General features: G+C 67.2%; 11 protein-coding genes. 4 read left to right on the forward strand and 7 right to left on the reverse strand.

Annotation, left to right across the window (positions count from 1 at the left end):
• The 4 genes from A5659_RS21070 to A5659_RS21085 form a co-directional block, all read right to left on the reverse strand.
• The coding region (locus tag A5659_RS21070) for an LLM class flavin-dependent oxidoreductase (RefSeq protein WP_067184005.1) at positions 1 to 752 on the reverse strand (752 nt) is incomplete at its 3' end.
• Positions 753 to 968: 216 nt separating this feature from the next.
• Positions 969 to 1,652 (reverse strand): serine O-acetyltransferase, encoded by a 684-nt coding sequence (gene cysE / locus A5659_RS21075; RefSeq protein WP_066869625.1) that lies wholly within the window; start codon positions 1,650 to 1,652, stop codon positions 969 to 971.
• Positions 1,653 to 1,654: 2 nt separating this feature from the next.
• Positions 1,655 to 2,587, reverse strand: coding sequence for a cysteine synthase A (cysK, locus tag A5659_RS21080; protein WP_066869628.1), 933 nt, complete (start codon positions 2,585 to 2,587; stop codon positions 1,655 to 1,657).
• Positions 2,588 to 3,880, reverse strand: a complete 1,293-nt coding sequence (locus A5659_RS21085; protein ID WP_066869631.1) for a thioester domain-containing protein — start codon at positions 3,878 to 3,880, stop codon at positions 2,588 to 2,590.
• A 369-nt stretch (positions 3,881 to 4,249) separates the two neighbouring features.
• Between A5659_RS21085 and A5659_RS21090 the strand changes: the two genes are divergently transcribed.
• Both A5659_RS21090 and A5659_RS21095 read left to right on the forward strand, forming a co-directional pair.
• Positions 4,250 to 5,173, forward strand: a complete 924-nt coding sequence (locus A5659_RS21090; protein ID WP_065026699.1) for a family 2A encapsulin nanocompartment shell protein — start codon at positions 4,250 to 4,252, stop codon at positions 5,171 to 5,173.
• A complete protein-coding gene (locus A5659_RS21095; RefSeq protein ID WP_067184008.1) occupies positions 5,160 to 7,181 on the forward strand; it encodes a family 2A encapsulin nanocompartment cargo protein cysteine desulfurase in 2,022 nt (673 codons plus the stop codon). Before A5659_RS21090 ends, A5659_RS21095 begins: the two co-directional genes overlap by 14 nt.
• A 96-nt stretch (positions 7,182 to 7,277) precedes the next feature.
• Here the strand turns inward: A5659_RS21095 and A5659_RS21100 are convergent, their stop codons facing one another.
• The 3 genes from A5659_RS21100 to A5659_RS21105 form a co-directional block, all read right to left on the reverse strand.
• Positions 7,278 to 8,408: a YeiH family protein gene (locus A5659_RS21100; protein WP_067184043.1), complete on the reverse strand. Its 1,131-nt coding sequence runs from the start codon at positions 8,406 to 8,408 to the stop codon at positions 7,278 to 7,280.
• Complete coding sequence (locus tag A5659_RS28275) at positions 8,402 to 8,554, reverse strand: hypothetical protein (RefSeq protein WP_165827908.1); 153 nt, start codon at positions 8,552 to 8,554, stop codon at positions 8,402 to 8,404. Before A5659_RS28275 ends, A5659_RS21100 begins: the two co-directional genes overlap by 7 nt.
• Positions 8,555 to 8,690: 136 nt before the next feature.
• Complete coding sequence (locus A5659_RS21105; RefSeq protein ID WP_066880012.1) at positions 8,691 to 9,494, reverse strand: Stf0 sulfotransferase family protein; 804 nt, start codon at positions 9,492 to 9,494, stop codon at positions 8,691 to 8,693.
• Between the two features lie 603 nt (positions 9,495 to 10,097).
• Here A5659_RS21105 and A5659_RS21110 point away from each other — a divergent pair.
• Positions 10,098 to 10,865 carry an ABC transporter permease gene (locus tag A5659_RS21110; RefSeq protein WP_066869640.1) on the forward strand — a complete coding sequence of 256 codons (768 nt, stop codon included), beginning with the start codon at positions 10,098 to 10,100 and terminating at the stop codon, positions 10,863 to 10,865.
• Positions 10,862 to 11,710 (forward strand): ABC transporter permease, encoded by an 849-nt coding sequence (locus A5659_RS21115; RefSeq protein WP_066869643.1) that lies wholly within the window; start codon positions 10,862 to 10,864, stop codon positions 11,708 to 11,710. Before A5659_RS21110 ends, A5659_RS21115 begins: the two co-directional genes overlap by 4 nt.
• Position 11,711: the final 1 nt, after the last annotated feature.

Here is an 11,711-nt window from a genome sequence, read left to right on the forward strand (position 1 = left end):
GCCCGCAGCGAGCCCTCGTCGTGCGGGGTGATGAAGACCAGGTCGGCGCTGGCGGCGGCGAATTCGTAGACCCGCGGTGCGTGGGCAAGTGCGGCCACCACCGGCTGGCCCTGAGGCGGGCGCGGGGTGATCGAGGGCCCTTTGACCGAGAAGCGCTCGCCGACGAAGTCGATGTAGTGCAGTTTGTCGCGGTCGATGTAGCGGCCGGTCGCCACATCGCGGATGACCGCGTCGTCCTCCCAGCTGTCCCAGAGCCGGCGCACCACCTCCACCGCGTCGGCGGCCTCGTCGAACAGGTCGTCGCCGTCGGGGGCGGCCCGCCGGCCGAACAGGGCGGCCTCGTGCGCCGTCGGGCTCACCCGCACCTGCCATCCCGCCCGGCCGTGGGAGATATGGTCAAGCGTCGCAATGGCTTTCGAGACGTGGAACGGTTCGGTATGGGTAACGGTCGCCACCGGAATCAGGCCGATGTGTCGGGTGGCCGGGGCGATGCGGGCGGCGACCAGCGTGGCATCCGCGCGTCCCGCTAGGCGCCGCGGCGAGATGTCGGCGCTGCGGCCGGGTTGCGCGTCAAGGCTGTCGTCGATGGTCAGGAAATCCAGCAGGCCGCGCTCGGCGGTGCTCGCCAGCGCTGCCCAATAGCGGCCGCTCAGTTGCCCGCCACCGGTCGCGTTGTGCGCGAACGCGTATCGCCACGCGTGGGGGTGCCAGCCGTAGCCGTCCAGTCCCACAGCCAGATGCAGCTCGGTCATGGTCGGTCCCCGGTGATCCCCGTCGGTTCGGCGTCGCGCAGCATGGTCATAACCCACTGTGCAACGCTGCCGACGGCGCTGCATTCCAAAACCGGGTTAAGTTCAGGCTGAGTAATACTTCGCCGAGTTCAGCCCGGCGGAACGCGGCGATGCGGGTTCGGTGCAGCGTGGCGAATACGGGCGATCACGGCGTCTTGCTCTGAACGCCACCGTCTTTCAGATGGAGAAGTCCTCGCCGTGCCACACGCCGGCTTCGGGCGGCCGGATGACGTGATTGCTCTGGGCGCCGTCCGCGCGGGCTTCGAGTTTGGTCACCCGGGTCAGCAGCGACTGCAGGCTGACTCCGACGAGGTCGGGCATCATCGAGTCGTCCGGGCTGCCGGGACGGCTGCGGCTGATGACCTGTCCGGGCACGCCGACGACCACTGAGCTGGACGGAACCTCTTTGACCACCACGGCGTTGGCGCCGATACGGCTGTCGTCGCCGATCTTGATGGCGCCCAGGACCTTCGCCCCGGCGCCGATGGTGACCCGATCACCGATGGTGGGATGACGTTTGCCGGTGTCCCTGCCGCTGCCACCGAGGGTGACTCCGTGATAGATGGTCACGTCCTCGCCCACCTCGGCCGTCTCGCCGATTACCACCCCGGTGGCGTGGTCGATGAAGAGACCGGGGCCGAGCACCGCGCCGGGGTGGATCTCGACGCCGGTGAGGATGCGGGTGATCTCGCCGAACGTTCGCGCGGCCACCTTTGCGCCGCGGTTCCACAGCCAATGGCTGACGCGGTGACCCCAGATGGCGTGCACGCCCGGGTAGGCGAAGATCACCTGCAGCGTGGTCGGGACGGCCGGATCGCGTTCCCTGGCCGCTCGGATGTCACGACGGATGGCTTCGAGCATGACTAATCGGCCAGGTCGGAGAACAGCGGCGTGCTCAGGTACCGCTCGCCGAAGTCGGGCAGCACCACGACGACGAGCTTCCCGGCGTTCTCGGGCCGGCGGGCCACCTGCAGGGCGGCTACCACCGCCGCCCCCGAGGAGATGCCCACCAACAGGCCCTCCTCGGCGGCCAGCCGCCGGGCCAGGGTGATGGATTCCTCGTTGCCGACCGCGATGACCTCGTCGACCAGATCCAGCGCGAGCACGGGCGGGACGAACCCGGCGCCCAAGCCCTGGATCGGGTGCGGCCCTTTCTGTCCGCCGGACAGCACCGGCGACGCGGCCGGTTCGACGGCGATGAACTGCGCCGAGGGCTTGCGCTCCTTGATCACCTGGGCCACACCGGTGATGGTGCCGCCGGTGCCCACCCCGGCGACGAAGATGTCGACCTTGCCGTCAGTGTCGCGCCACACCTCTTCCGCGGTGGTCTTGCGGTGGATCGCGGGGTTGGCCTTGTTCTCGAACTGCTGTGGCACGAAATAGCGTTGGTCGCTTTTGGCAAGCTCCTCGGCCTTGGCGATGGCGCCCGGCATGCCCTCGGATCCAGGGGTCAACACGATCTCGGCTCCCAAGGCGCGCAACAACATTCGCCGCTCGACGCTCATGGTCTCCGGCATGGTCAGCACGCAACGGTAGCCGCGGGCCGCGGCCACCAGCGCCAGGGCGATGCCGGTGTTGCCGCTCGTGGGCTCGAGAATGATGGTGTCCGGTTTGATCAGGCCCGCCTGCTCGGCCGCGTCGATCATCGCGACCCCGATGCGGTCCTTGACACTGTTTCCCGGGTTGAAGAATTCCAGCTTGGCGACGACGTCGGCGACCGCACCCTCGGTGACCCGGTTCAGCCGGACCAGCGGGGTGTTACCGATCAATTCCGTGACGTTCTCCGCGATGCTCATCTATCTTTTGTCTCCAACGACGTAGGACCAGGCCTCATCCGCCTGCCAGCTAATATCGAACTCTATGTTCATCTCGGTGGGGATGGCTAGCGCTACAGGGGTAAAGCGTTGCGACGCTTCGTCCAGCGCCACCCCGGTGAGCACGCGTCCATGCAGATCGCCAACCGTTTTCGCGGTGAGCGTTATTCCCGAGGTGCCCGGCGCCTGGCGTATGTAGAAATCCGTGCCGGGTTGGATCGTGTCGCCGAATGCGAAGCCGTCGGCGTCCAGCAGCTCGTGACCGCCGGTGGCGCTGAGTATCAGCGGGATTCGCACCTGGAACGGCCCGACGAGGCCCGAATCCGCGGCGGCGTGCTGGTCGACCAGCAGGGCTTCGTCGGCGGCCTGGTGAGCGAACTTTCGCGCCTGCGCAAGCAGATAGTTGTACAGGTGCACCACCTTGTCGGCGTTGCGATAGTGGCGCGCACCGGTGAGCCGGAAGCTGACGTGCTCGATGCGGGGGACATCGGCATCGGATTGTGCGACCAGCCGGTAGTAGCGGTACCCGCGCCCGCCGCGGCCATGGCTGCTCGACGACAGTGTGCTGCCCTCGCCCAACGTGCGCTGGTGGCGGCCCCGGCCGGGGCGCACGGCCAGTTCGGATCCCGAAACGTCTTGCCAGTCAAGGCCATTGGCCGATTTCTGCAGCCGTACCGTGAGGTGCCCGTTGGAGGCGACCCACACCGAGTAGCCGCCGAGCTGAGGCGCGCCGTCGAATTCGAAGGTGATCACCGGCCCCGGTGAGCGGTGAACGGCGACGGGCACGTTGAGCGGGCGGGTGTCCAGCGCCAGGCCGTTGGTGAAAAACCAGATCGCGGCCTGGGTCGCGGCGATCGCCTCGTGCTCGTTGATGTTGGCCGGTCCGAGCGGATAACCCGCGTCACGCACCTGGCGGCTCAGTTCGGCGACGGAGCGCATCGGAAAGGAGTTCCGCAGGATCCAGCCGACCGTGGCTTCGTGGCTGGATGCGCGCAGATGGGGCAGGGCAGCCCAGGTGTCGACGCGGTAGCGCGACGGGTGCTGCGGCGCGACGCCGGTGAAATCCAGCGAGTAGGCGTGCACGTTCGGGTTGAGCCTGATCAGGTCGGTGCGCGCCCAGCTGCCGTCGGTGAACACGACCCGGTCGACGGTGTGGGAATAGGTGCCACCCCGGTAACGGGTCATGCGGTTGAGCGCGGTGGCCGGTCGGACCACCGAACGCCGGCGGGTCGCCACCGGCGCCAGGGCACGGTTGGGCTCGGACAATATGGTCATGGGTTGCTGGTCTTCCTGAAAGGCTTTGGTTGGCCCACGCCTTCACGCCACCGGGCAGACCCGGCGGTACCGCCCGGAAATGGGCTAGCGCGGGGATTTCTACAGCGTCAGAGGGCTCAGGAAATCAACAGCAACAACAGCAACAACAGTCCACGCCGACGCAGCGCGACGGGACGAAGCACGACTGTGCGGGGTGTTGCATATCCCCACTATAGGGCATCGGCACTTCTCGACCCGTTTCGCTCAGCGGGGCTCAAAACCTTCTGGCCTGCCCCTACACTTGCCTAGGCTCGGCGCGCGGGCCCGCTTCTGTTGGGGGACGATAGATCCGCCCGATCCCGGCCGCAGTTCACGCATGAAAGGATCACGATGACGTCGGCTCAAAACGAGTCTCAGACACTTGGCGACCTCGCTGCCCGGCAACTAGCCAACGCGACGAAGACTGTCCCCCAGCTTTCGACCATCACGCCGCGCTGGCTGCTGCACCTGCTCGGCTGGGTCCCGGTGGAGGCCGGCATCTACCGGGTGAACCGGGTGGTCAACCCCGAGCAGGTGGCGATCAAGGCCGAGGCGGGCGCCGGCACCGACGAACCGCTGCCGGAGACCTATGTCGACTACGAGACCAGCCCGCGCGAATACACGCTGCGTAGCATCTCGACGCTGGTCGACATTCACACCCGGGTGTCCGACCTGTACTCGAGCCCGCACGACCAGATCGCTCAGCAGCTGCGGCTGACGATCGAGACGATCAAGGAACGTCAAGAGTTCGAACTGATCAACAGCCCCGAGTACGGGTTGCTCGCGCAGGCCACGCCGGAGCAGACCATCCAGACGCTCGCCGGTGCCCCCGCGCCCGACGACCTCGACGCGCTGATCACCAAGGTGTGGAAGACGCCCAGCTTCTTCCTCACCCATCCGCTGGGTATCGCCGCATTCGGCCGTGAAGCCACCTACCGGGGCGTCCCGCCGCCAGTGGTCAGCCTGTTCGGTGCGCAGTTCATCACCTGGCGCGGCATTCCGCTGATTCCGTCGGACAAGGTCCCGGTGGAGGACGGCAAGACCAAGTTCATCCTGGTGCGCACCGGTGAGGAGCGGCAGGGCGTGGTCGGCCTGTTCCAGCCCGGCCTGGTCGGGGAGCAGGCGCCGGGTCTGTCGGTGCGGTTCACCGGCATCAACCAGTCGGCGATCGCGACTTACCTGGTCACCCTGTACACGTCCCTGGCTGTTTTGACCGACGACGCACTCGCCGTGCTGGACGACGTCGCCGTGGACCAGTTCCATGAGTACAAGTGAGTACCGAGCGGTAGACGCCGAAAGCGACCTGCCTATCAGCGCTGCGGAGCTTGCCGCGCTGGCCAGCCAGTTGTATGCGGCCAGCATCCGGCCGGGCCTGGACAGTCCACCGCAGTCGGCCCCGGTCGCGCCGCGTGGCAACGTGCCGGACGCGACGGCGGCGACGTCGGCAGGGCAGGCGGCGGCCGGCACGGCCGACGTCTACCCCGGACCGGTCCCGTTGGTCGGTGGCCACGACGTCTACGTTCCGGCTCCCACCTCCAGCGCACCGGAAGCCCCGCCGCAGACGGTGCCGGTGGCCCCGCGCGGCAGCGCCCCGGATGCCACGGCGGCGACCTCGGCCGGCCAGGCGGGCGCCGGGGCGGCCGACGTGTACCCGTCGCCGGTGCCGCAGCTGAATTTCTCCGACATCTATCTACCGGCGCCGACGTCGGCCGAACCCGACGTCCCGCCGCAGACGGCGCCGGTGGCCCCACGCGGGGGAGCGCCCGACACGACGACGCTGGCCGCCGTCCCGTGGTTCGGCGGTGAACCGGGTGCGTTCGCGGTGCCCGGCGGCATCGTGCCCACGGTGCCCGGTGTGTTGGCCGGAACGACACCGACCGTGCCCGCCGGCTCGCGCGGTTCGGCGCCGTCGTGGCTGCCCGAGGCGCCGGCCGTCACCGACCTGGGCTGGTCCGACGCGCCCGCGTCGGCACCGAACGCACCGGCCGGTGACGACGGGGACTACCACTTCCTGACCAAAGCCGCTCCCGTGCCGCGGCTTTCGGACGAGCACGAGATATTCGACGTCAACGCGGTCCGGGCGGACTTCCCGATCCTCAAGGAGATCGTCAACGGCAAGCCGCTCATCTGGTTCGACAACGCGGCGACCACCCAGAAGCCGCAGGTCGTGATCGATCGGTTGTCGCACTTCTACGCCCACGAGAACTCGAATATTCACCGCGCCGCGCACGAATTGGCGGCCCGGGCCACCGACGCCTACGAGGAGGCCCGCGACACGGTAGCCGATTTCATCGGCGCGCCGAGTTCCGAGAACATCGTGTTCGTCCGCGGTACCACCGAGGCGATCAACCTGGTGGCGCACGCATGGGGTGGCAAGCATCTGCAGCCCGGTGACGAGATCGTCATCACCCACCTGGAGCACCACGCGAATATCGTTCCCTGGCAGCTGATTTCGCAAAAGACCGGCGCGATCCTGAAGGTGGCCCCGATCGACGATGCGGGCAACCTGCTGCTGAGCGAGTTCGAGGAGCTACTGGGTCCGCGGACCAAGCTGGTCGCCGCGAGCCAGGTGTCCAACGCGTTGGGCACCGTGGTACCGGTGGACAAGATCGTCGAGCTCGGCCACCGCTACGGCGCCAGGGTGCTGATCGATGGGGCTCAGTCGATTCAGCACATACCGATCGACGTCGCCGAACTCGGTGCGGACTTTTTCGTGTTCTCCGGACACAAGATCTACGGCCCCACCGGAATCGGTGCGCTCTACGGCACCGAGGAGGCGCTGACCGAGACACCGCCGTGGCAGGGCGGCGGTCACATGATCGCCGACGTCACGCTGGACCGGTCGCTGTACCAGGGACCGCCGACCAAGTTCGAGGCCGGCACCGGCAACATCGCCGACGCGGTCGGGCTGACGGAGGCGCTGCGCTATGTGCAACGGTTGGGCGTCGAGCGGATCGCCGCCTACGAGCACGCCTTGCTCGAGTACGCGACGCCGCGGCTGGCCGACATCCCGGGCGTGCGCCTGGTGGGTACCGCGCAGGAGAAGGCCAGCGTGCTGTCCTTCGTGCTGGCCGGCCACGAGCCGCTCGAGGTGGGCAAGGCGCTCAACGCCGAGGGCATCGCGGTGCGCGCGGGCCATCACTGCGCACAGCCCGCCCTGCGGCGGCTGGGTCTGGAGGCCACGGTCCGTCCGTCGTTCGCGTTCTACAACACCTTCGACGAGATCGACGTGTTCCTCAAGGCGGTGCGCCGGATCGCCGAGGGCGGTACCAACGTCGGCTGAGCGGCCGGCGTGCCGAGCGCCCGGCCGGCTGGGCGTGGGGATTCGAGCGCCCGCCCAGCCGGGCGCGTAGCGCGATGCGGTTGAGGCGCTGAACCGTTAAGTTCCCGCACCCCAACCGAATACGCGCGACGTCAGCAGCACGATGCCGAGCGAGACGGTGGCGACGACGGTCAGCCCGATGACCGCGACGACCAACGGCCGCCACCCGGTGCGCGCGATCTGACGGATGTCGGTGTTGAGTCCCACGCCGGCAAAGGTCAGCAGGAAGGCCCATTTCGACACGTTGGCGAGGTTGGCGGTCTGGCCCTTGGTCAGCCACCCCGCCGTGGCGATCGCCGAGACCACCAGGAAGCCGAGCACAAACTTCGGGAACTTGCTCCAGATGAACGCGGTCTTGGCCTTGGCGCCCCGGGCGATCTCGTCGGCTTCCCCTCGCGCGGCCCAAAACAGCGCGAAGCCCAGCACGACGAAGCCGATCAGCGCGTTACGGGTCGACTTCACCAGCACCGCGATCTTGCCGGCGTGGTCGGAGTACAGATATCCCGTGGCCGTTGTTTCGGCAGTGTTGTCCACGGAAAGCCCGGCCCACAAACCGAATTCGTGGTCGGTGAGACCGATCGCGTGCCCCAACGGCGGCAACACGAACAGCGACACCGCGCCCAGCGCCAGGATCGCCGCGATCGCGTAGCTGACATCGGAGTTGCGGGCCCGGATCGCCCCCTTGGCCGCCACGATGGCCGACACCCCGCAGATGGACGTGCCGATCGCCAACAGCGAGCCGAGCTTGCCCGACAACCCGAACGCGCGGGCCACCACGATGATGATCGTCCCGGCAATGGTCATGTCCACCAGGATCTGCACCAGGCTGATGCCGCCGAGTTTGGCGATGTCGCCCAGCACGAACCGCGAGCCGAGCGCCACGATCCCGGCCTTGAGCCAGAATTCGTAGGTCAGCACGCCGGGGCGGAATATCGGGTGCAGGCCGATGGTATTGGTGATCAAGAGCCCAATCACGATCGCCCACAACACATATTCGATGTCGGGCACGGTCCAGTGCTGGTGCTTGGCCAGTGCGTTCCACCAGATCTGGGCGTACTTGCCCAGCACCCCGACGCCGATCAGAAGCAGGATGCCCGGCACATAGTCCAGGGGACGGGTGCTGGTGAAGGTGACCTCGTCCGACGTTTCGTCGGGTCCCGTGCGGACGGTGCTCACGCCGGTCACCAGGGGATCCTCGGAAGCACGTTGGCCACGGCCAACGCGACGATCACGCCCGCCACCGCGGTCGCCCACCAATCCACCGACACCGAACCGAGCCGGGCCGCCCAATCCGGCCCCTGCGGAGCGTCGGGGTCCTTTCCGTTAGTTGGCACGCCTTCACCCACGATGACCGCTCCTCAAGCGCTTATGGCGGCGTCTCCCAGCCGCATCCGTTTGACCGGAATGGTGGCGTCCGGGCGCGCTACATCCAAGTGATTGGCTCGTGCTGAATTTAGCTCGGCCGGTCGATCAGGTTGGCAGGCCGTGCTTCTCGGCATCGGCCCGATAGCGGTCCACCCACTCGTCGGAGCGCTGGTCGGCCTGACGCTCCAGCACCGGCTCGGGCGCCAGCTGTGGATCCAAGCCCAACGCCTCCAGGATGGACCCCACCACCTGAGTCAGGTTGCGCCACAACACCGGATACGAGATGTCCATGGGTTCGATGTTTTCTTCGGCGAACCAGTTCCGCCAACCCTCTTCTTGCGCGCGCAGCATGGTGACGACGTGGGCGATGGCCCCGGCGTGATAGGTGGCGCGCGCATCCCGGACCGGGTCGGGCCGGCCGCGCCAGACCCGGGTCTGCACCGCCCGCCAGAACGACACCGCTTGGGAGATCACATCGGGCCGGTAGACGTGAATCAACAGCGGCTGCTCGCCCACCACATCCGTGATCGCCGCCAGCAAGCCGTCCCCGCTGCGGTCCGGCAGGTTCTTCGCACGGTCGAGCAGCAGTGGCGTCTGGTTCCACATCAGCTTGCCGCCCCACACCCCGTTCGGGGTCCGCCCGACCGTGCGGATGTAGGCCCGCCAGATCTCGGGCGGCGCCAGGTCGGGCGTCCCGACGTCCAGCGGGTCGAGCAGGCTCAGGATCGACTCGTCCTCGACGCCGGCGAACCATTCCCGGGGCTGCGGGGACTGGCTGGTGGACGGCAGATACTGGAAGAACTCCTGCGGCTCGCCGGCGACGCCGGTGGCGCGCAGCGACTCGACCAGCAGCGTGCTGCCGCTGCGCTGCGACGCCAGCACCAGATATGACGACGGGCTATTGGTCACCGGCAGAGTGTATCCAGAACGCAAGAAAATTATCCGGGCTAGCGCGCTTAGGGTCAGGCTGAAGGAAACCATTGTGTTGAAGCGGTCTTGCCCGAACTGTGGCTTTCGGCGACGACAGCCGAACGGACGGTGGCCGTGGGTGCTCATCTGGTTTCGGAGCGGACGGAAAGCCGCGCCCGCGGCGCAGGCCGTGCTGCGTTGAGAAGCGCTGCGTTGCAAGCTGATTCGGCCTGCCACCCCGGTTTTCCCGTGCGCCGGACCCTTCGTCTGCGTGCGCCACCGGTCGCTACTCGGTCCGTCTGCCGGCCGCTGCTGCGGGGGCCGCTGCGTCGGGCCGGTTCCGACTAATCACGCAGGCCAGCGGCCGGATAGAACATCGGCGCAGGCCTGGCGGCGCCACCGAATATTTCTTCTTGTTGATTGCAAACCTGACGTCGGGCATCGTTTTGCCCGTACATTCCCTCATCTAGTGCGCTCAAGCAGACGCGGCGCAGGTAAACAGTGCTGTTTGCGTTAGGGCCAGCGAATTACCAACGTATAAACGCTGTTACGAAAATGGGGGTCGGGTTGAGTCAAAGACCGCCGTTGGGTTGGACGAGCAGCGTGAACGCGGCGGTCCTTGCGCGGCCCATGACCGCGCTGGGCCAATTCTTTCTGCTCAGCGCCGAGGCATTGGTGGCGGCGGTGCGCGGCCCATGGGCGTGGCGCGAAGTGCTCGAGCAGATTTGGTTTGTCGCCCGCGTTTCCATTTTTCCGACGATTATGTTGTCGATCCCGTACACGGTGCTCATCGTGTTCGTCCTCAACATCCTGTTGGTCGAGATCGGCGCGGGCGATCTGTCGGGTGCCGGCGCCGGGTTGGCGTCGGTGACTCAGGTGGGACCGGTCGTCACGGCGATGGTCGTCTCGGGTGCCGGGTCGACGGCCATGTGCGCGGATCTCGGCGCGCGCACCATCCGCGAGGAGATCGACGCGATGAAGGTGATCGGCGTCAATCCGATTCAGGCACTGGTGGTTCCGCGCATCATCGCGGCGACGTTCGTCGCGGTTCTGCTGTACTCGGTGGTGGCGGTCACCGGGTTGACCGGCAGCTACATCTTCGTGGTCTTCGTCCAGCACGTCACGCCCGGCGCGTTCGTCGCAGGGATGACTCTGGTCACCGGGCTGCCGCAGGTGGTGATCTCGCTGATCAAGGCGACGCTGTTCGGGCTGTCCGCCGGCCTGATCGCCTGCTACAAGGGCTTGTCGGTGGGCGGTGGCCCGACCGGCGTCGGCAACGCAGTGAACGAAACCGTGGTCTTCTCGTTCATGGCCTTGTTCTTCATCAACATCCTGACCACCGCGCTCGGTGTGAAGGTGACGGCCAAATGACCGACGCCGCGCGCGAGCCCTCGTGGTTCGTCAATCTTGGCCCCCGCCTCGCGGATTCCACGCGGAAGCTGGGCGAACAGACCGCCTTCTACGGGCAATCCCTGACCGCCACCGTCGATGCGGTACGGCGCTACCCGAACGAACTGCTGCGCCTGATCGCCGAGATGGGCATGGGCACAGGGGCATTGGCCGTCATCGGGGGCACGGTCGGCATCATCGGGTTTCTCACGCTGACCACCGGCGCCCTCGTGGCGGTACAGGGTTACGACACGCTGTCCAACATCGGCGTCGAAGCGCTGACCGGCTTCCTCTCGGCGTTCCTGAACGTGCGGATGATCGCGCCCTGCACCGCCGGTCTGGCACTGGCCGCCACGATCGGTGCGGGGGCGACCGCGCAGCTGGGCGCGATGCGCATCAACGAGGAGATCGACGCGCTGGAAGTCATGGGCATCCGCGCGGTCACCTATTTGGCGTCCACCCGGATCATCGCCGGCATCCTGGTCGTCATCCCGCTCTATGCCGTCGCCGTGCTGATGTCGTTCGTCGCGGCGAAGTTCCTCACGATCTACGTGTACGGGCAGTCACGAGGCGTCTACGAGCACTACTTCGCCACCTTTTTGCGCCCCACCGATCTGTTCTGGTCGTTTTTGGCGGCGCTGACCATGGCGGCCGGGGTGATGGTCGTGCACACGTATTACGGCTTCACCGCCACGGGCGGTCCGGCGGGCGTCGGGGAAGCGGTCGGTCGGTCGGTGCGGTCGTCGATGATCGTCACGGCCTTCGTGTGCCTGATGATCTCGCTGTCCGTCTATGGGCAGTCCGGCAACTTCAACCTGTCGGGATGAC

The organism is Mycobacterium sp. 1165196.3 (assembly GCF_001673415.1).
GTDB classification, from domain to species: domain Bacteria; phylum Actinomycetota; class Actinomycetes; order Mycobacteriales; family Mycobacteriaceae; genus Mycobacterium; species Mycobacterium europaeum_A.